The organism is Bacillus sp. KNSH39, assembly GCF_052656585.1.
In genome coordinates this window covers 3,192,590-3,211,181 of the sequence record NZ_JBQXYO010000001.1, presented here as the reverse complement: position 1 = coordinate 3,211,181, position 18,592 = coordinate 3,192,590, and the positions used below count along the sequence as shown (strand labels likewise).

22 protein-coding genes are annotated in these 18,592 nt (G+C 34.3%); 16 read left to right on the top strand and 6 right to left on the bottom strand.

Translation table 11 applies throughout. From position 1 onward, the window contains the following. Nucleotides 1-74 precede the first annotated feature (74 nt). Nucleotides 75-1,097: a sensor histidine kinase gene (locus tag ACUL40_RS16470; RefSeq protein WP_000765341.1), complete on the bottom strand. Its 1,023-nt coding sequence runs from the start codon at nucleotides 1,095-1,097 to the stop codon at nucleotides 75-77. A 2-nt stretch (nucleotides 1,098-1,099) separates the two neighbouring features. Continuing rightward, the gene (locus tag ACUL40_RS16465; protein ID WP_000276738.1) at nucleotides 1,100-1,795 is read right to left on the bottom strand and encodes a response regulator transcription factor; all 696 of its coding nucleotides are present in this window, start codon (nucleotides 1,793-1,795) and stop codon (nucleotides 1,100-1,102) included. A gap of 209 nt (nucleotides 1,796-2,004) precedes the next feature. Here ACUL40_RS16465 and ACUL40_RS16460 point away from each other — a divergent pair, with 209 nt between their 5' ends. Together ACUL40_RS16460 and ACUL40_RS16455 are read left to right on the top strand one after the other, a co-directional pair. Beyond that, nucleotides 2,005-2,277 carry an autorepressor SdpR family transcription factor gene (locus ACUL40_RS16460; RefSeq protein ID WP_001070523.1) on the top strand — a complete coding sequence of 91 codons (273 nt, stop codon included), beginning with the start codon at nucleotides 2,005-2,007 and terminating at the stop codon, nucleotides 2,275-2,277. Then, the gene (locus tag ACUL40_RS16455) at nucleotides 2,274-2,912 is read left to right on the top strand and encodes an SdpI family protein (RefSeq protein ID WP_065212175.1); all 639 of its coding nucleotides are present in this window, start codon (nucleotides 2,274-2,276) and stop codon (nucleotides 2,910-2,912) included. The genes ACUL40_RS16460 and ACUL40_RS16455 overlap by 4 nt, the downstream gene beginning before the upstream one ends. A 41-nt stretch (nucleotides 2,913-2,953) precedes the next feature. On the opposite strand, the gene ACUL40_RS16450 is transcribed toward ACUL40_RS16455, so the two are convergent. After that, a complete protein-coding gene (locus ACUL40_RS16450) occupies nucleotides 2,954-3,826 on the bottom strand; it encodes an AraC family transcriptional regulator (protein ID WP_074047391.1) in 873 nt (290 codons plus the stop codon). A gap of 306 nt (nucleotides 3,827-4,132) precedes the next feature. Between ACUL40_RS16450 and ACUL40_RS16445 the strand changes: the two genes are divergently transcribed. From ACUL40_RS16445 to ACUL40_RS16390, 12 genes are all read left to right on the top strand, one after another. Continuing rightward, entirely contained in the window at nucleotides 4,133-4,903 is a 771-nt protein-coding gene (locus ACUL40_RS16445; RefSeq protein ID WP_000859655.1) for an ABC transporter ATP-binding protein, read from the top strand. Further along, on the top strand, nucleotides 4,890-6,839 hold the full coding sequence (locus tag ACUL40_RS16440) for an ABC transporter permease (protein ID WP_000176150.1): 1,950 nt from the start codon (nucleotides 4,890-4,892) through the stop codon (nucleotides 6,837-6,839). Before ACUL40_RS16445 ends, ACUL40_RS16440 begins: the two co-directional genes overlap by 14 nt. 142 nt (nucleotides 6,840-6,981) lie before the next feature. Continuing rightward, a complete protein-coding gene (locus tag ACUL40_RS16435) occupies nucleotides 6,982-7,560 on the top strand; it encodes a class I SAM-dependent methyltransferase (protein WP_001176064.1) in 579 nt (192 codons plus the stop codon). After that, entirely contained in the window at nucleotides 7,560-8,159 is a 600-nt protein-coding gene (locus tag ACUL40_RS16430; RefSeq protein ID WP_445423067.1) for a DedA family protein, read from the top strand. The genes ACUL40_RS16435 and ACUL40_RS16430 overlap by 1 nt, the downstream gene beginning before the upstream one ends. A 170-nt stretch (nucleotides 8,160-8,329) precedes the next feature. Continuing rightward, the gene (locus tag ACUL40_RS16425) at nucleotides 8,330-8,677 is read left to right on the top strand and encodes a YxeA family protein (RefSeq protein WP_445423066.1); all 348 of its coding nucleotides are present in this window, start codon (nucleotides 8,330-8,332) and stop codon (nucleotides 8,675-8,677) included. Between the two features lie 76 nt (nucleotides 8,678-8,753). Further along, complete coding sequence (locus ACUL40_RS16420; RefSeq protein WP_000924676.1) at nucleotides 8,754-8,933, top strand: hypothetical protein; 180 nt, start codon at nucleotides 8,754-8,756, stop codon at nucleotides 8,931-8,933. Nucleotides 8,934-9,087: 154 nt separating this feature from the next. Beyond that, complete coding sequence (locus tag ACUL40_RS16415) at nucleotides 9,088-9,858, top strand: ABC transporter ATP-binding protein (RefSeq protein ID WP_000855633.1); 771 nt, start codon at nucleotides 9,088-9,090, stop codon at nucleotides 9,856-9,858. Further along, complete coding sequence (locus ACUL40_RS16410; protein WP_445423065.1) at nucleotides 9,845-11,749, top strand: FtsX-like permease family protein; 1,905 nt, start codon at nucleotides 9,845-9,847, stop codon at nucleotides 11,747-11,749. Before ACUL40_RS16415 ends, ACUL40_RS16410 begins: the two co-directional genes overlap by 14 nt. A 120-nt stretch (nucleotides 11,750-11,869) precedes the next feature. Next, complete coding sequence (locus ACUL40_RS16405; RefSeq protein WP_000404317.1) at nucleotides 11,870-12,124, top strand: hypothetical protein; 255 nt, start codon at nucleotides 11,870-11,872, stop codon at nucleotides 12,122-12,124. A gap of 51 nt (nucleotides 12,125-12,175) precedes the next feature. Beyond that, nucleotides 12,176-12,934 carry a hypothetical protein gene (locus tag ACUL40_RS16400; RefSeq protein ID WP_016125892.1) on the top strand — a complete coding sequence of 253 codons (759 nt, stop codon included), beginning with the start codon at nucleotides 12,176-12,178 and terminating at the stop codon, nucleotides 12,932-12,934. Between the two features lie 27 nt (nucleotides 12,935-12,961). Continuing rightward, nucleotides 12,962-13,741: a DUF4261 domain-containing protein gene (locus ACUL40_RS16395; RefSeq protein WP_000449847.1), complete on the top strand. Its 780-nt coding sequence runs from the start codon at nucleotides 12,962-12,964 to the stop codon at nucleotides 13,739-13,741. Beyond that, on the top strand, nucleotides 13,726-14,484 hold the full coding sequence (locus ACUL40_RS16390) for a DUF4262 domain-containing protein (RefSeq protein ID WP_000417362.1): 759 nt from the start codon (nucleotides 13,726-13,728) through the stop codon (nucleotides 14,482-14,484). Before ACUL40_RS16395 ends, ACUL40_RS16390 begins: the two co-directional genes overlap by 16 nt. A gap of 40 nt (nucleotides 14,485-14,524) precedes the next feature. Here ACUL40_RS16390 and ACUL40_RS16385 read toward each other — a convergent pair whose 3' ends face one another. Further along, the gene (locus ACUL40_RS16385; RefSeq protein WP_074047387.1) at nucleotides 14,525-15,484 is read right to left on the bottom strand and encodes an Rpn family recombination-promoting nuclease/putative transposase; all 960 of its coding nucleotides are present in this window, start codon (nucleotides 15,482-15,484) and stop codon (nucleotides 14,525-14,527) included. Nucleotides 15,485-15,674: 190 nt separating this feature from the next. Here ACUL40_RS16385 and ACUL40_RS16380 point away from each other — a divergent pair, with 190 nt between their 5' ends. Together ACUL40_RS16380 and ACUL40_RS16375 are read left to right on the top strand one after the other, a co-directional pair. Further along, nucleotides 15,675-16,346, top strand: coding sequence for a DUF7003 family protein (locus tag ACUL40_RS16380; RefSeq protein WP_074047386.1), 672 nt, complete (start codon nucleotides 15,675-15,677; stop codon nucleotides 16,344-16,346). Nucleotides 16,347-16,370: 24 nt separating this feature from the next. Then, complete coding sequence (locus ACUL40_RS16375) at nucleotides 16,371-16,880, top strand: DUF2199 domain-containing protein (RefSeq protein ID WP_074047385.1); 510 nt, start codon at nucleotides 16,371-16,373, stop codon at nucleotides 16,878-16,880. Nucleotides 16,881-16,921: 41 nt separating this feature from the next. On the opposite strand, the gene ACUL40_RS16370 is transcribed toward ACUL40_RS16375, so the two are convergent. Both ACUL40_RS16370 and hpt read right to left on the bottom strand, forming a co-directional pair. Beyond that, on the bottom strand, nucleotides 16,922-17,824 hold the full coding sequence (locus ACUL40_RS16370; RefSeq protein WP_000167893.1) for a diacylglycerol/lipid kinase family protein: 903 nt from the start codon (nucleotides 17,822-17,824) through the stop codon (nucleotides 16,922-16,924). Nucleotides 17,825-17,906: 82 nt separating this feature from the next. Beyond that, nucleotides 17,907-18,434: a hypoxanthine phosphoribosyltransferase gene (hpt, locus tag ACUL40_RS16365; protein ID WP_001019295.1), complete on the bottom strand. Its 528-nt coding sequence runs from the start codon at nucleotides 18,432-18,434 to the stop codon at nucleotides 17,907-17,909. Between the last annotated feature and the right edge of the window lie 158 nt (nucleotides 18,435-18,592).

Below are 18,592 nucleotides of genomic sequence, written 5' to 3'. Positions count from 1 at the left end.
AGATATAGAAGTAGTTGTATTGCAAAAAATGTATGAGAGTGAGTTCTCATACATTTTGCTTGCATATGTTACGATCATGCTTCGGTCACCTTCTCCGTATGTTCTGCTTGATTATTTGCAGCGTTGTGGAAGATGATTTTAATCGTCGTTCCTTTACCAACTTCAGAATCTAGTTTGACAGAGTGACCTAAATAATCACAAATTTTACTTACAATATAAAGTCCCATACCAGTAGATTCTCCGAACGCGCGACCGTTTTTCCCAGTGTAAAATGGTTCAAATACTCTTCGAATATCTTCTTGCGGAATACCAACACCTTCATCGCGAACTTCTAAAATAATATCTTTTCCATTTCGGTAAGCAGATAAGAATACTTTCTTTCCGCGTTCCCCAGAGTAACGAACAGCATTTGTCATTAACTGATAGATGATAAATTTTAGCCATTTCGCATCAGAAGCAACTTTTAAATCAGAATGGACTTCTAAAACAGGGAAGACACCATTACGAATGAATAGTTCTTTTAATCCGTTAATATTTTTTGTTACCGTATCTTTTAATGAAATCGTCTCGACATGGAAATCTTCATGGAAGTTATTTAACCTAGCCATGTATAAAGCCATATCAAGCCCTTGGTTTAGACGCTCTAATTCTTTTTTAAACTTTGGAATTAAATGCTCGTCTTCCATTTCTAGCACCATAAGCTGCATAACAGAAACAGGTGTCTTCATTTGATGTACCCAATGGTTAATGAATAATTGATGTTCTTGTTGTTTTACTTCATACGATTGTAGTTCTTTTTGGAATAAACGGTACTGCGTACGTACGAGTTCATTGACACCGTGAGGCATCGGAGCAGTTGCTCTTTCAATAAACGCATCTTCCATTTTTTCTGGTTGCTCACTTAATCTATGGTACATTCTACGATTGCGAACGTAACGATAAGCGAGGAAACAAATAAATAAGTATAGGCTTAAAACGACGAAGTAAAATTTATTATTTTGAAATCCGTCTACTGCATCATAAAGAACGAAAATGATACCGAAGTTTAATACGTACAGTAGAAAAAATGCAAAATGATCACGTAAAAATAGCTTCATGCTTATTCACTCCAAGTTGCGTTAAAGCGATATCCAAGTCCACGTACTGTTTCAATAGAGTTCTCAATGCCAAGCTCATTAAACTTTTTACGAAGACGTGTAATGTTTACGTTTAATGTATTTTCCTCAACGAAACTTTCGTCATCCCAAAGCGCAGCTAATAAATCTTCACGGCTCGCTGTACGAGGGAATTTAGATAATAACATTTCTGCTAAAATTGCCTCTTTCTTCGTTAAAAGAACTTGTTCAGATCCAAAATGAATTTCTGGACGTTCAGGGAATAGTTTTAAACCTTCAACTTCAACGATACGTTCAGAAATATTTGGTGCATAATCACCGTAAATACGGCGTAATTGTCCTTTAATTTTTGCCATTACAACGTCGTAGTGGAATGGTTTTGTAATGTAATCATCCGCACCGCTTTCAATTGCCATAATTTGTTCCATCTCACCAGCACGCGCTGAAATGAAAATAATTGGACAAGTAGATTCATGACGAATTTGACGGCACCAGTAGAAACCATCGAATTTCGGTAAGTTTACATCAAGTAAAACAAGATGTGGTTTCACTGCGTTAAACGATTCCATAATATCATCGAAATTCTCCGCTACCACAGCCTCATAACCGTACTTCTGAATGTGAGATTGCAGTAATGATGAAATATTTGGATCGTCTTCAACGATTAAAATTTTATACATATGTATATTCCTCCTCAAAAAAACAATTGTAGCTATAGTGTATCATGTGTTTCAAGTCTTTTCATTATGTTGAAAGATAAGCTAGTAAACAGTATAGGTTAAAAGTGAGAAAAGTAAAAAGGGCGCTGGATGAAATTGACAAATAACGGTAATTGGTTTAATATTTAGATAAATATCTAAATGTCTAATTATCGAAAGGAAGAAAGACATTGAATCAAGCATTCAAAGCATTAGCAGATCCAACAAGGCGAAAAATTTTAGACTTATTAAAAGAAGGCGATCTAACCGCTGGTGAGATTGCTGAACATTTCAATATGACAAAACCAAGTATTTCACACCACTTAAATGCACTTAAAAATGCTGAACTTATTCAAGATGAAAAGAAAGGGCAATTCGTTATGTACTCTTTAAACACAACGGTCTTTCAAGATTTATTGACTTGGGTGTTTACATTTACGAATAAGGGGGAAGAGGGGAAATGAAAAAGCATATATTTCCGTTATTGTTAATTGCTTTAACGATTATTGCATGGTGCACTGCATGGCCGTATTTACCAGGGGAAGTTCCGAGTCATTGGAACATTGATGGCGAAGTAAATGGGCATATGTCAAAAATAGGAATGATGATTTTTGATGTAGCAATTATGTTTTTTATATATGCATTAGTAACTGTATTGCCTAAGATAGATCCAAGGTACGAGAACTATAAAAAATTTCCTAAAGCACTTGGAAGGATTAATGGAGCAATTTTATTTTTCTTATTTACTATTAATATGATGACACTAGCAAATGCTTTAGGGTATAACGTTCCAATTGGAATTGCTGTGAACATAATGGTAGGTATCCTTTTTGTAGTACTCGGCAATTATATGCAGCAATGTAAACCGAACTTCTTCATGGGAATTAAAACACCGTGGACGTTAAGTAGTGAGGAAGTGTGGAGAAAAACACATCGGTTAGGATCAAAGATTATGATGATTGGCGGTATTGTAATTATGATTTCGGCATTTCTACCGGGAATGTGGAAAATTATTAGTTTGTTAAGTGTTGTTGCTGTATTGGTTGTTGGTACGATGGTATATTCATATGTTGCTTATAAAAAAGAACTAAAAATGTAAACAAAGCTGCTTTTCCTTTCATGGAAAAGCAGCTTTATTTTTTATTTCTTCAAAACCGGTATCCAAATTGCACTTTTAAAGTTTGGCGAAGATATATCTTTCTGTTCATTCCACAATATTTCCGGTCCTTTCGCTAGTTCATAGTTCGAAGAAGGGAACCATTCAGAATAAATACGCCCCCACACATTTTGTAATGCATCAGGAAATAGACCGACAGCTTCAAATATAGCCCATGTTGAAGCTGCGACTTCAAGTTGCGCGAATTGCTCTGGACAATCCTTTGTTGTGGCTACTCCAATATAGTGATCAAGTTCTCCTTTTTCCTCCATTCTTCCTTCAGAAAAATTAGTAGAAGCACTAATAATTCCAGTAGGTTCAATGTTCGAAAGGGATTTTAATGTTTGAATAGACTCTGGGTTTAAACTTTTCCACATAGAAGCAATTTCTTCATTTACACCGTTAAAAACGATTGGTACTCGTTTTGTAATACCTATAATTCGAAATGGCTCTTTTTCTTCAATTCGATAATTCATTTCATTTCCTCCTTGAATGGATAATTGGAAGGTCATTGGTGAATAAGCCTTCAAAGAATGGCTACTATTTCGGGCTTCTGAAGGTGTTATACCGTGCAAGTTTTGAAATGCACGAGCGAATGAATCTGGTGAGTTGTATCCATATTTTATAGCGATATCAATGACTTTTACATTGCTGTTTTTTAGTTCAAAGGCAGCGAGAGTAAGACGTCTACAGCGAATATAATCAGATAGTGATATACCTGCTAAAAACGAAAACATTCTTTTAAAGTGATACTCAGAACAAAGAGCTAGCCTCGCAACTTCTTTAAAATCAATTTCATTCGTAAGGTTATCTTCAATATAGCGCATTGCAGCATTCATATTTTTAAGTGAATCCATATTATGACCTCCTCTGTACATAGAATAGCAGGAACGAAATAGCTCCATCCGACATTTCGTGCACAACTTTGTAGGTGCATTTTTTACCTTACAAAATTGTAATGTTCCTGTAAGGAGAATGAATGGATGGTATGATATCCCAATGTTATAGTAACAAAGTACTTTAATTCATTACGTTAACTTTTTGATTTCTTTACTTATGTGCCTTACATAACTGTCATGTTTGTGTAAGAAACATCGATAGTGGCAAGAGTAGAGAGTGTATATAGTTGAAAATAGAGAATAGAAGAAATGAGGGATGTCGAGATGAAAACAGTATTAGAAGCAAAAAATATTGAAAAAGTATATGACACGGGTGGTAATAAATTTGCAGCGTTAAAAGGTATTAACTTACAAGTAAAAGAAGGTGAGTTCGTTGGAATTATGGGACCTTCTGGTTCTGGTAAGACGACTTTACTAAATGTTCTTTCTACAATTGATAATGCGACGAACGGTGAAATTTTAATTGATGGAAAAGATATTGTGAAAATGAATGATGATAAGTTAGCATTATTCCGCCGCGATCATTTAGGCTTCATTTTCCAAGATTATAACTTATTAGATACATTAACAGTGAAAGAGAATATTGCTTTACCACTTGCGTTATCAAAGGTGAAAGCGAGTGAGATTGATCGCCGCGTTCTTGAAATCTCAAAGAAATTTGGCATTGATCATATTTTAAGTCAGTTCCCATATCAAGTATCTGGTGGACAGAAGCAGCGCTGCGCAGCATCACGTGCAATCGTTACGAATCCAAGTATGATTTTCGGGGATGAGCCAACTGGAGCGCTTGATTCTAAATCTGCAACAGATTTACTTGAAAGTATGAAGTCATTAAATGAATATGATAACTCAACAATTTTAATGGTAACGCATGATGCATTTGCAGCAAGTTATTGTAAACGAGTTATTTTCATTAAAGATGGTGAACTATATAAAGAATTGCACCGCGGTGAATCGACGCGTAAACAGTTCTTCCAAAAAATTGTTGACGTAATGTCTTCTATTTCTGGAGGTATGGCTGATGACCTTATCTAGCATTGCCCTCCGCAACATACAGCGGAACTTTAAAGACTACTTTGTATATTTCGCATCTATGATTTTTAGTATCGTTATTTATTTTACATTTAAAGCACTGCAATATAATTCACAAATGGAAAAAGCAGCAGAAGCTTCTAAAAAGATTAGCGGAGCGTTCCAAGTTTCCAGTGTGATGCTTATCATTTTCGTAGCGGTGTTCATTATATATTCGAACGGATTCTTTACACGTAAACGTAAAAAAGAAGTTGGCTTATATTCGTTATTAGGTATCCGTAAAAGACAAATTGGTAAAATGCTCTTTTATGAAAATATGTTAATGGGATTAATGTCATTAGTAATCGGGATTGCGATTGGTAGTGTCCTTTCGAAATTATTCCTTGAGTTATTAGTAAATATGATGGGATTAAATTTAAATGTTCATTTTGAAGTACCGATGGCTGCTATTATTGATACAGCAATTATTTTCTTTGTGATTATTTTATATACATCACTTCAAGGATATCGTTTAATTTATCGCTTTAAGTTAATTGAACTTTTCCGTGCAGAACGTGAAGGAGAAGCAATGCCAAAAGGATCTGTCATCATGGCATTAATTTCAGTTTTCTTAATCGGTTCAGGTTATTTTTTAGCGCTAATGTACATGAAAGCAGTTATGTATGCAGACTTTATGGTCGTTGCATTATATATTTTATTAGCGACAGTAGCAGGGACTTATTTACTGTTCATGTTCTTCACAGTATTTGTATTGAAACGTGCAAGAAATAATAAGTCAGCATTTTATAATGGTATGAATATGGTAACGACATCGCAGTTACTATATCGTATTAAAGGAAATGCGAAATCATTGGCGACAATCGCTATTTTAAGTGCAGTTACATTAACAGCGGTTGGTACGTCAGTTACGATGTATTACAACACATTTACGCAATCAAAAGTTGCTGCGCCGTATAGTTATTCCTATGAGAAAAAAGATGCAGCATTAGATAAAAAAGTAAATGAAATACTTGCTGGAGAGAAGAATAATCACCCAGTCACATATGAATCAGAAGTTGAAATGATTCCTGTGAAAGGAACATTTAAAGGTGAAAGAGCTGATCAAGTTCTGAACACACACTATAATGTTACGAATCAGTACCAGCTTATTTCTCAATCAAGCTTTAATAAACATGTGAAACATTTAGATGTAGAACCTGTAAATTTGAGTGCGAATGAAGCTTTCGTATATGATAGCTTATATATTGAGAAACTTGATTTTGGTCCTCTTTATACAGGAAATACAGCTGTATTCCCTGTTGGAAATGAGTCAAAAGAATTAAAAATTAAAGGTGTAAATAATAGAAGCCTTACAAATTTAAATGAACTATTTGTAATCGTTCCTGATAAAACATATGAGCAAGTGAAACAAGTAAACGAAACGCGTACTGTAAAAAATATTGATGTAAAAGGTGAGCGAAATAGTAAAGAGTTAACAGCAAAATTAGCAAGCATTATGCCAGCTGGAGAATCAGAAGTTTTAAAACCATTTAACGATTTCTATACAGGATTCCAAATGGGGCTTGAAACGACAGGCTTAATGATGTTTATTGGGTTATTCTTAGGATTAGTATTCCTATTAGCAACAGGCTCAATCATTTACTTTAAACAATTAACAGAAGCAAGTGCTGACCGTGATCGTTACATTGTCCTTCATAAAGTTGGTGTAACGAAGCAAGAAATGAAGAAAGCTATCGCAAAACAAGTAAGCTTTATCTTCGCTATTCCGTTAGTAATCGGTATTTTACACAGTTTATTTGCACTAAAAGGTTTATCAAATATATTACCATTTGAAATTATGATTCCGCTTCTCATTAGTATTGGAGTATACGGTGTCATCTATATTGGGTATTACTTCTTAACGGTTCGTTCTTATTATAAGATCGTGAGTGCGAAGTAATAAGGGCAGCTATCGCTACACGCGATAGCTGTTTTTTTTATTCTTCATAAAATCTTAAGAAACTTCCTCAATTTTTATTAAGAAACGATAGTTATACTTAGACACAAGTTAAAAACTATCGAACGAATGAGGAGAGGTTTACATGCAGCTCATTACATTTTTACATGAATTTATAAAGCATCCAAAACATACTGGTGCAATTGCGCCAAGTTCAAAAATATTAGCAAAGAAAATGGTCGATGTAATTGATTTTAATAAAGCGAAATGTATTGTAGAGTTAGGGCCTGGCACAGGGGTTTTTACGAAAGAGATTATGAAGAGAAAAAAGAAGGAAACGATATTTCTTCTTATTGAAATTAATGAAGTATTTTTCAAAGAATTAAAAAGAAAGTTTAAAGATGAGCAGAATGTCATTGTTGTACACGGTTCAGCTGAAAATATAAAGAAGTATATGGAGGAGCTCAATATAGAATGCATTGATTACGTTTTATCAGGGTTGCCTTTCACTTCTTTACCAGAAGAAGTTTCAAAGCGCATTTTAAATAATGCGATGGAAGCGATACATGAGAATGGTGAGTTCATTACATTTCAATATTCACTTGTGAAAAAAGGGTTTATACAGCATTTCTTCCCTGAAATTACACTAGAAAAAGTATGGCTCAATTTCCCGCCAGCCTACGTCTTTAGTTGCAAAAAAGAACTGAGGAGAGCGTATGCATAATGGAATTACATGAATTATTATCCTATATCGAGCAATACGGTTATTGGGCATTATTTTTCTGTTTATGGTTAGGTATTATCGGTATGCCAATTCCCGATGAAATGATTGTTATGAGTGGTGGTTTCGTATCTTCAGTAGGTATATTAAGTGTTGTTCCTTCATTTGTATTAACATATTTAGGTGTTGTATCAGGGCTTTCTTTAGGATATATATTAGGGAAGGTATTTGGCACGAAGGTACTCCATAAATTGATGAAAAAGAAAAAAGCGAAGTATTTAATAAAATCACAAGAAATGGTTGATAAATACGGACAGTACGCGTTAGTTACAAGCTATTTCATACCAGTTGTAAGACATATCGTACCGTATTTAGTTGGGATGAATAACATGTCATTTCGGATATATGCTTTGTATTCCTATACGACAGGATTTGTTTGGACACTCGTTTATTTTGTGCTCGGTTCTTTATTTGGACAACATATTGAAAGGATTGTAGCAGCTGCGATAGAGTATGGTTTGTATTTTGGCGGGAGTATTGCATTGATTGTGAGTGTGTTTTATTTTTACAGACAAAAAAGAAATACAGTGATGAGTAAATAAAGGAGGCGGCAGCCTCCTTTTATTATTAATATGGCTTTATTTATCGAAGTGCTGATGCAAAGCCCTGTGACATTAAGAAAAAGTTAAGAAACCGCACGAGTTTTTATTAAGAAATGCTCTCTATACTTAGAAAGGTCTTATAGAAAAACATAATGAAAGGCGGAATATAGATGAAAAGATTTATTTTAGGATCATTACCTGTCATCATAGCAGGAGCGGCATATTTGTTAAATGGGAGTGCTACAGTAGATTCCATGAATCCGTTTCTTAAATTAGAATATCGTTATGCGGTAATTGATAACGATGGAAAAGATTTAGGTGGAAATAAAGGCCGTGCATACACAGTGAACACATATGATAAGGATGGAAACGAAAAAGAGATAACAATTGATGGAGTGGATACATTGCAAAAAGGTTCCTACTGGCATGTAATTACGAGAGGAAAGTCTGTGCACGATAAGGTACAAATAGAAGAAGAAATAATTCCTGATGGCGCGAAGGTGAAGTTAGGATTGTAAGTATAAACCCGGTTCTAGATGAGAGAATCGGGTTTGTTATTTTATGGTAAAATGATAAAGGGGGAGGGCGAGAGGTATGCTACTCATTGTTAGCCTTATATTAATTGGGATTATGTGCAGTATGAGAATAGTATCCTTACATATGATAGAGCGACAAATGATAGAAGAGCGATATGTATATTGCCCAAAATGTGATGCGAAAATTAGAAAAGGGAATTCGGCTCCTTTTTGTTCGAAATGTAATTTAATATTTTAACTATATTAAATCCAAAATCAATTCTTATGATTTTGGATTTTTCTTTTTAAGAAAATATTAAGAAACCCCATTACTATTTGTTAAGAAAATGTATCTATACTGAATTCTGTTGCTTAAAGAGAACATCACGAATTATAACAGGAGGTACAAATAGATGAAAACAATGTTAGAAGCGAAAGGGATTTCGAAAATATATGATACAGGCGGGAATACGTTTGAAGCGTTGAAAGATATTCAACTGCAAGTGAAAGAAGGAGAGTTTGTCGGTATTATGGGACCGTCTGGTTCTGGTAAGACGACACTTTTGAATGTTCTTTCTACTATTGATACGGCTTCAAAAGGTGAGATTTTAATTGATGGAAAAGATATTGTGAAGATGAATGATGATGAATTGGCACTTTTTCGCCGTAATCATTTAGGATTTATTTTTCAAGATTATAACTTATTAGATACGTTAACAGTGCGAGAAAATATTGCATTGCCACTTGCTTTATCAAAGGTGAAGGCGAGAGAAGTAGAATCTCGCGTTGAGGAGATTGCAAAGAAGTTTGGGATAGATCATATTTTAAATCAGTATCCGTATGAAGCTTCAGGCGGACAAAAACAACGCTGCGCGGCATCAAGAGCGATTGTAACAAATCCAAGTATGATTTTTGGAGATGAGCCAACTGGTGCGCTTGATTCGAAGTCAGCGACGGATTTATTAGAAAGTATGAAGACATTAAATGAAAAAGATCTTGTAACGATTTTAATGGTAACGCATGATGCGTTTGCGGCAAGTTATTGTAAACGAGTTGTATTTATTAAAGATGGAAAGTTATATAAAGAATTACATCGCAAAGAGATGACAAGAAAACAGTTCTTCCAACAAATTATTGATATGATGTCTTCAATCTCTGGGGGTGCGGCAAATGAGCTTATCTAGCATCGCCCTTCGTAATATAAAACGAAATTTTAAAGATTATTTTATATACTTTGCTTCCATGATTTTTAGCATCGTCATTTATTTTACGTTTAAGGCGTTGCAATACAATTCACAAATAAGTGAAGCTGGAGATAACATTGGACGAGGATTCCAGCTTGCGAGCGTAATGCTCATTATTTTCGTTGCAATATTTATTATATATTCGAATGGTTTCTTTACACGAAAGCGTAAGAAAGAAATAGGTCTTTATTCTTTACTCGGTATTCGAAAAAAAGAAATAGGTAAAATGCTGTTTTATGAAAATATGTTAATGGGTTTATTATCATTAGTAATCGGAATTGTAATTGGTAGTTTACTTTCAAAAGGATTCCTAAAGCTACTTTTAAATATGTTAGAGCTACATGTAAATGTTCATTTTGAAGTACCAGTTGGAGCGGTTATAGATACAACAGTTATTTTTTGTCTCATCATTTTATACACATCGTTTAAAGGATACCGCGTTATTTATCAATTTAAGTTAATCGAGCTATTCCGTGCAGATAACGAAGGCGAAGTCATGCCAAAAGGTTCGAAAATAAGGGCTTTCATTTCTTTATTATTAATTGGATCAGGTTATTTCTTGTCAGTAACGGCTATTAAAAATGTGAGCGGTGATAACTTTATGCCCCTTGCACTTTACATTTTATTAGCGACAGTACTTGGAACGTATTTATTATTTATGTTCTTTACCGTTTTTGTATTAAAAAGAGTGCGAAATAAAAAATCCGCATTTTATAACGGAATGAAAATGGTTACGACGTCTCAGTTACTATACCGCATTAAAGGAAATGCAAAATCGTTAGCAACAATTGCCGTATTAAGCGCAGTAACGTTAACGGCGGTTGGAACTTCTGTAACGATGTATTACAACACATATATGCAGGCGAAGAAATATCATCCAGTTAGTTATTCTTATGAAAAGAAAGATATGGAATTAGATCGTAAAGTAAATGAGATTTTAAAAGAAGGACAGAATGAAGTCATTCATCAATATGAATTAGAGACGGTAAAAGTAGTAGGAGAATACAGTGATGGCACTTCATTACAATCAAGAACAACAGAACTTATCGCACAATCATCATTTAATACAATCGCAAAATATTTAAATGAAGAAACTTTAGATTTAAAGAAGAACGAATTGTATGCATTTGATGGCATGTACAGTGAAGGTAAGAGAGATAGTGGCGTATATAAAAATCGAAAAGCTACCTTCCCAATTGAAGAAGTAGCACCAGTACAAGTGAAAGATGTACAAGCAAAAAACATTACAAACTTATATGAACTTCTAGTTGTCGTTCCGGATGAAGTGTATGAGCAAGCAAAGAAGACAATTGGCTCTCATACTGTGAAAAATATTGATGTGAAAGACGAAAGAAATAGTAAAGTGTTAACGGAGAAATTAAAGAAAGTAATATCGGAAGAAGATGCAGAAGGAAGAGAGCAATTCAGTGACTTCTATACAATATTCCGCAGCGGTATTGAAACGTCAGGGTTAATGATGTTTAGTGGTATATTCTTAGGACTTGTATTTTTACTTGCAACAGGCTCTATTATTTATTTCAAACAATTAACAGAAGCACATGCAGATCGTGAACGTTACATCGTTCTTCGAAAACTCGGTGTCACGAAAACAGAAATGAAAAAAGCCATTGCGAAGCAAATGAGATTTATCTTCTTTATTCCTTTAGTAGTTGGTATATTACACACTTTATTTGCGCTCAAAGGATTAGCGACAGTTATTCCGTATGAAATTGCAGTTCCGTTACTAATTAGCATCGGGGTGTATAGTGTTATTTATATTGGTTATTATTGCTTAACAGTTCGTTCTTATTTCAGGATTGTTAGTAAATGAAAATAAGGTATACAGTTTTTGAAAAAGCGAAAGAGAGCATAGTGAAAATTATGTTCTCTTTCGCTTTTTTTAGTTAAAATGAGGTGTGCATGAAAATGGTATTTAAATGGAGTGTTACATTTGGAAATTCTTATCATAGCAGGATGTTTATTAATTGGTATCACTTTAATCAGTTTCAGTATTTATCGATTTGTAAAAGAATTAAAAGAAAAAAATTCAAAGAGAGAGAAATGGAAAGTAGTAGCTGGAAATTTGATAGAGTTATTTAGTGATCCATTGCACGGAGCGCCATTCTATTTTTTAACTGGGGGTCTCTTTTTGGTAATCGGACTGTTATTTCTTTCTATGGGAATGGGCTGGCTTGAAATTGATTAAGGCGTATTAACAAAGATATTTCATAGTTGTACTGCGAAGAGGAGAGAGCAAATGCCGGTTATAAGAGATATACAATTGAGTTTTCTAAAAGTAAAAGAGCATACCAGAAACATAGAGGCATTACAGTTAACATCTACAAGCAACTACGATGAAGACATCTCTTTTGGTAAAGAGACGAGCAGTATTACTTCTTTATATTGTCGACATATGCCAAAGTTAAGAATGGATTATGAGAAAGGGATTTTGATTCATTGTGTGGATGATATTTCATTACTCGATGAGTGGGAGAAGAAATATAGAATTTTCCCTGAATATATGAATGTTTTTGTGGAGTATGAGAGTGTGAAGGGTTTTCCATATTTATCAGATAGAGAGAAAAAAGAATTAGCCCTTCAAATCGTTCATGTTGAAATGAAGCGTTTAGCTGTGAAATATGATTGGGATATAGAAGAGTTAGAAAAAGTGAAGAATAAGATACTAGAATTGAATTATAGAAACGAGTTCGTATATATAAAAAAGAGTAGTCCGAATAAAAAATACGTATGTAGTATAACATGTCAGCATGAAGTGGCTTATGCTGACGTGTACTTAGAAATAAGAGAGTATAGAACGAGGCGGTTAATCAAAAAGGAAAAGCTTATTAGAGAAGAAGATATGTATAAGATGTTTCATCATGTTAGTGAAGTGGCTTGGAAGTTAAATCATAAAGTGCTACTGATGAATGATAAAGGAAAAACTGTATGGATGTTAACCTTTTTAGAGAAAGATATCCCAGCTAATTTAGTTTGGAAGATTGAAAGAATAGATTGAAAATAGATGAGAATTGGAGTGCATATGATGGAGACACAAATCGTTATTGGAGTACCTGGTTTATGGAAAGATAGAACAGAATTAATACAAGAAGTTGTGAGTAAAAGTAACTATATATTAGCGGGAAATGTTATGCACCATAAGGAGAAAGAGATTGGCTTTGAAATTGATATATATGAACAAGACCCTTCTTTGAGAGAGGCTTTCTTCTATGCAGGTGGTGAGCGTTTTGATGAAGAATTGCTTCAGGAGTTGGAGAAGCATACTTATATAGTGTATGTTATTGCCAAAGTTGACGATAAAGAGAGATTACAAGAAGTAATTGATGTAGGAATGGAACTTTTAAATGCAGGGGGACTTGCTTTAAAAGTTGAAACAGCAGGTGTGGCTTATTCGAAAGAAGAATGGCAAGAGCTTGCAGAGAATAAGGAAATATTCCCGATGTATTCGCACCTTGTAACTTTAGTTGGAGATGAAGAGGACGGTTACTATTCATGTGGAATGCAAGCATTTAATCTACCAGACGTTGTTTTAGACGGAGGGATAGATCCGGAAGTAGCTGTAGATTTATTAAATGATTTTAACCTACATAATATATTGGAAAAACCTAATTTGAAAGATGGAGATACAATTAGTTTCACAGAAGATGCTCCAGTGTATCTTTTATCTCATTATATAGATAAACGTTATGAACAAGAGGATCCATTTTATAATCCGTGTGGGGTATGGAAGTTAGAGAGTGCTTCGGCAAAGAAATCTATCTTTCAAAAATTGGGGAGTGTGCTAAAAGGATGGAAAAATACATAAAAGAACAGAGGAGTATATGTGATAAATATAAAGCGGAGTATGTAGAATCTCCGAATGACTTGAAATTAGGAATAGCGCAAAATGTGAAAGATGGTATCGCTCCGATTAATGGGTTACGAATGCCTATAGAAAACGGAACGACAGGTTGGTACATTTGGGCTGGTGAAGAAATGGGGACAGAAGAAGATTTCTTTCTTCCTTTACACGTTCAACATATTGATGAATGGGCACCTGAAATAAAGAAGTATTTAGGGTTACCACCTGGTTGGAGATTTTTAATTGCTGGAGATTACGAGGACGTGTGGTATGATCCGAATTTGTTTGATGAAGATTTAGAAGAGGATGCAGATGAATGGGAAGAAAATATGCTACAAGAGTATGGATGGTACATGCATAGCATATTAGCAGAAGATATTGATGGCATCCATGCTAATTATCATACACATGGTCTAAGAGATAACTTTAATCATCAAGATTTACAAATAGCATTAAATATGGATCCTGAAGTCGCGCATAGTGTTTTTTGTACCATAATAGAAGAAATAAAGAGCGGAAAAAAGTTTGAACAAGGGATTGAGTATACGAATATTATTGAAGGATATCCCATTATTATGAAGTCTTTCGTAGAGATGGATCGAGAAGTTTTGAGGGTTTTATTACCTGATGAAAGAGGGATTCTTCCTACGAGGCCAGAGTGTGATGAATGTTATAAGACTCAATTGGATGATATTGAGGAGAGTTGATAAAAAAGAGCTTGAAACTATTCAAGCTCTTTTTTTATGACTATTTATGTCCTAAAATATGTTCAATCTCATGCAAACTTAATTTACTTGCCTTAGCAATCGTTTCAAGTGGTATACCAAGATCATACATATTTTTAATCATTTGAATTTTCCCCTGTTGAATGCCTTTTTCAATACCTTTTTCAATGCCTTTTTCAATTCCTTGTTCCATTCCTCTTTTAATTCCTTGTTCCATTCCTCTTTTAATTCCTTCTGTCTCTGCATGGGCGAATTTTGCTGCTTCATCCATTAAAACTTTCTCCCTTGCGTCATAGGCTTGTCGGAAAGAAGAATCCTGACTCATACGTTCCCATTTATTTATTGCTTTTTGTAAAATAGGGTCTTGGTTCATAGCAATATCCTCCAATAGTTTAGTTAAGTGCTCATCCTCATTTGCTGAAAGCAATAAAAGCCAACGAACAAATGGATCTTTCCACGGATTTACTTTTTCTTCATGCCATTGTTCAGTTAACTTTGGAATTTCTATAATGTGGATTTCTATGTCTTCACTCAGGATTTTTTTTTGTTGTGTATTCCATAATACGCTCGTTGTATGGAAGGCTGGGTGTTCCGAAAACATTGCGAAGTTTAGTAAGTTTATGGTGATGGTTTTGTGAAGTGCACTGTAGGGCATCCCTTTTTGTAGTTGAGATGTGTATAGCCTTCCCCAATAATATAAACTGCGTTTAACCATATCGTGATTATTATTGAGTTGTATTTCTACATTAACTTTTGTTCCTGTGTCTAATGTCGCTGAAATGTCTAAAATAGATAACTTATCCTCTTCATATTCCCTGTGTAAATGTGGATCTTCTAGTTGTAGAGAAGCAATGGGCGACTCTAAAGACTCTTGTAACATAGCATTTAAAAATGCAATTAGAATATCTTCGCTACCATTCGTACCAAACAATTGTTTAAATGCAAAATCAATGCGTAAATTAACTAACTGTTGGTTGAACAAAGTTTGTCCTCTCCCTTATATGAAGGTACTTCTTTCCTTCATTGTACATAAAAAGAACTAGAGTATGCAAACAAGCCATTCTTCTATTTTTTAGTAGTTTTATTAGAATGTCACAGGTAAGTATGGTTATGTTATACTCTAGTGAAATTAAAAAAATATTTTTGTTTATATCGGGGTGAAGATGATACATATGCAAAAAGATATTTTAAAACTATTAGATAAAAAGCAAAGTAACTATGAATTTCCTGCCTTTGATAATGAATATATGGATATTTCGCAAGTGAAATTCTCTCTTTTCTTTAAAGATACTAAGGATTGGTTAATGGTGTTTCAACTTGTTGGTGTAGGTTCATTAGGTGTATGTAATGATATTCAAGTATATGGAGATAGAATTACTCATTCAATGGGTGATGATTGCATTTTACAATTAAATGATGGCAATTATGAGTTATTTAATGATGAAGGTGAATTTATGCCGAATATTTATAACGGCAGTTTAAAAATTCGTGAGCAGCATTTTGAATATGAATTTACAGAAGAGGATTATATAAATAATGGAATAGAAGTACAAACGACAGAGCATTATCCAACATACTTTATGCGTATGCTTGCTACTAATGAAGAAGTTAGAACATTATTATGGTGGAGTAAAGAAGAGATTTTAGAAGAGTTCAGTTTAGAAGGTAATTGGGAACTAGCGTATGAAACGGAAGAATGGAAACATGTTGAAGACGAAAAAGTAAGTGAAAATGAATTCTTCCAATCAGTAGCCGCTGCAATAGAGAAGAAAGATCCACGTATTATTGTGAAGAAGGATTCTAACACGCATTGGAGAAATTGGGTAGCGTTTGATTGTGACTGAAAAGGATAGGAGAAAGAATAATAAATGAAAAGAAGAAGAAAATCCGGAGAAAAAGTACAAATGCATCGTTTTGCACTACCTCTATGCTACGGAAGTGAAGCACCATATTATTATTACGAGGTAGCGCCCCATGAAAGAGAGGAACGCTTCCATTTAACATCAGAACTTTGCGTAATGGACGATGAGCATTACTTTATTAGAGGTTGTTTAGAGCTTCCTATCATTGACTACCACGAAAACTTCATATGGACTGTTTGGGTATCACTTAGTAAAGAAAGTTATGATGAAGTATTAGAAAAGTGGGATGAGAGAGGCCGAGAAAATAGTGATCCTTATTTTGGGTGGTTATCTGTAGAAATGCCAGTTTATCCAGAAACATTAAATTTAAAAACAAATGTACATATAAGAGAAGTTGGAACGGCACCGTATGTTGAATTAGAGCCAACCGAGCATCCTTTAGCAATCGAACAAAGAAATGGAATTACTTTAGAGAGAGTTAAAGAAATACAAGAAATGATTCAAAGACATAGCTAGATTAGAAGAGAAAAAACGAGTGCTAGCACTCGTTTTTTTCTTTACACAACCGCAGGATTATAAATCATCGTAAAGTGTCCTGGTAATAATTCAATGTGACAAGGTGTATGAAGCGAACTTTCTCCATCTGTATCTACTTCTTTTTCTTCTTTCGTTTCAATATGAATGGATTTTGCTTTTACGTGGAAGATGTCATTTTCATTTGAATCCTCGAATAGTTTCTTTCCGATGTAATCTTTAAATGCTTGAATACCTGTTGATTTGACTACGAAAATATCAAGTGTTCCGTCATCACATTTTACGTTCGGAATAAAGGATGGAATACCACCAAGATATTCACCATTTCCAACCATGACAAGGACAGCTTCGTCTTCATATACTTGTCCGTCATAAGTAATTTTAACTGGGAATGTTTCAGCATTTTTTACAGTTCGAATTGTGCTTAAATAGTAACCGATTTTACCAAGCTTTGCTTTTTCATCTGCATCGATATTGTTTGATACTTCAGATACGAGACCAATCCCCCAGAAGTTTAAGAAATGTTGTCCATTTGCTTTTGCAACGTCAACTGGTTTTATATGTTCTTCTGTAATAAGTTTTGCGGCTTCTGCAATGTTTTGCGGAACGCCAAGTGTGCGAGAGAAGTCGTTGCAAGTTCCGCCTGGAATGATTGCAAGTGTAGGTCTAGTTTCAAGAGGTGCTAAGCCATTTGTGCATTCAAATACAGTGCCGTCACCACCAAAGACGATAATTAAATCTACTTTACTAGCAAACTCTTGGCAATATTTTGTTGCATCACCTTGTTTTTTCGTATGAAGGATATGTAGATCAGGAAAAGCTGCGGCAAGAGGTGGTACGATTTTCGTTAAATTTGTATGTAAGTCACCTTGTCCAGCTTTCGGATTTACGATGAGGAGTACTTTTTCAAATTTTGTCTTTGTCATTTTTTTCTCTCCCTTTGTCTTTTACGAATTGTGATAGAAAATAAACTTCCACCAGTAATTGATGAAAGTTTATTTTATTATATTATTCCGTTACAACTGAAGCGATAAATGGTAAGTTACGATATTTTTCCGCACAGTCGATACCGTATCCAACGATGAATTCGTCTGGAATTTGGAAGCCAACATACTCAGCTGTTAAGTCTACTTTACGACGTTCTGGCTTATCAAGTAATGTACAGAACTTGAGTGCCTTTGGTTTATGCATAAAGAAGTGGTCTTTTAGGAAATGAAGTGTTAAACCAGAATCGATAATGTCTTCTACGACAATTACGTTTTTGCCAGTAATGTTTACGTCGATATCTTTTAGTAGTTTCACTTTTCCTGTTGTTTCTGTTTGATTTCCGTAGCTAGATGCAGAAATAAAGTCAATTGTTACATCATTTTTGATGTGACGAATTAAATCAGCAGCAAATACGAATGAACCTTTTAATACTGCGATAACTACGATTTCTTCTCCTTCAAAGTCACGTTCGATTTGAAGTGCTAATTCTTTAACTTTTGCTTGTAATTGTTCTTCAGAAATTAAAGTGTCTTTTATTTCAATATTCATTGTAATCCTCCTACAGTGTAAAACTTGCGAACATTTCGACTGTAAAGGATAGAATAGAAAAAGTCAAAGGAGATAGTAATTTTTTACAAAGATAACGACAAAATCATCTGATGATATGATATACTAATTATATTAAGAAAACGCTTCCATAAAGGGTG

Excerpts from the sequence above, each read along its gene's own strand:
- ACUL40_RS16470 (WP_000765341.1), bottom strand. The coding sequence starts at position 1,097 with ATGAAGCTATTTTTACGTGATCATTTTGCATTTTTTCTACTGTACGTA.
- ACUL40_RS16465 (WP_000276738.1), bottom strand. The coding sequence starts at position 1,795 with ATGTATAAAATTTTAATCGTTGAAGACGATCCAAATATTTCATCATTA.
- ACUL40_RS16455 (WP_065212175.1), top strand. The coding sequence starts at position 2,274 with ATGAAAAAGCATATATTTCCGTTATTGTTAATTGCTTTAACGATTATT.
- ACUL40_RS16450 (WP_074047391.1), bottom strand. The coding sequence starts at position 3,826 with ATGGATTCACTTAAAAATATGAATGCTGCAATGCGCTATATTGAAGAT.
- ACUL40_RS16445 (WP_000859655.1), top strand. The coding sequence starts at position 4,133 with ATGAAAACAGTATTAGAAGCAAAAAATATTGAAAAAGTATATGACACG.
- ACUL40_RS16440 (WP_000176150.1), top strand. The coding sequence starts at position 4,890 with ATGACCTTATCTAGCATTGCCCTCCGCAACATACAGCGGAACTTTAAA.
- ACUL40_RS16435 (WP_001176064.1), top strand. The coding sequence starts at position 6,982 with ATGCAGCTCATTACATTTTTACATGAATTTATAAAGCATCCAAAACAT.
- ACUL40_RS16430 (WP_445423067.1), top strand. The coding sequence starts at position 7,560 with ATGGAATTACATGAATTATTATCCTATATCGAGCAATACGGTTATTGG.
- ACUL40_RS16425 (WP_445423066.1), top strand. The coding sequence starts at position 8,330 with ATGAAAAGATTTATTTTAGGATCATTACCTGTCATCATAGCAGGAGCG.
- ACUL40_RS16420 (WP_000924676.1), top strand. The coding sequence starts at position 8,754 with ATGCTACTCATTGTTAGCCTTATATTAATTGGGATTATGTGCAGTATG.
- ACUL40_RS16415 (WP_000855633.1), top strand. The coding sequence starts at position 9,088 with ATGAAAACAATGTTAGAAGCGAAAGGGATTTCGAAAATATATGATACA.
- ACUL40_RS16410 (WP_445423065.1), top strand. The coding sequence starts at position 9,845 with ATGAGCTTATCTAGCATCGCCCTTCGTAATATAAAACGAAATTTTAAA.
- ACUL40_RS16400 (WP_016125892.1), top strand. The coding sequence starts at position 12,176 with ATGCCGGTTATAAGAGATATACAATTGAGTTTTCTAAAAGTAAAAGAG.
- ACUL40_RS16395 (WP_000449847.1), top strand. The coding sequence starts at position 12,962 with ATGGAGACACAAATCGTTATTGGAGTACCTGGTTTATGGAAAGATAGA.
- ACUL40_RS16390 (WP_000417362.1), top strand. The coding sequence starts at position 13,726 with ATGGAAAAATACATAAAAGAACAGAGGAGTATATGTGATAAATATAAA.
- ACUL40_RS16380 (WP_074047386.1), top strand. The coding sequence starts at position 15,675 with ATGCAAAAAGATATTTTAAAACTATTAGATAAAAAGCAAAGTAACTAT.
- ACUL40_RS16375 (WP_074047385.1), top strand. The coding sequence starts at position 16,371 with ATGAAAAGAAGAAGAAAATCCGGAGAAAAAGTACAAATGCATCGTTTT.
- ACUL40_RS16370 (WP_000167893.1), bottom strand. The coding sequence starts at position 17,824 with ATGACAAAGACAAAATTTGAAAAAGTACTCCTCATCGTAAATCCGAAA.
- hpt (WP_001019295.1), bottom strand. The coding sequence starts at position 18,434 with ATGAATATTGAAATAAAAGACACTTTAATTTCTGAAGAACAATTACAA.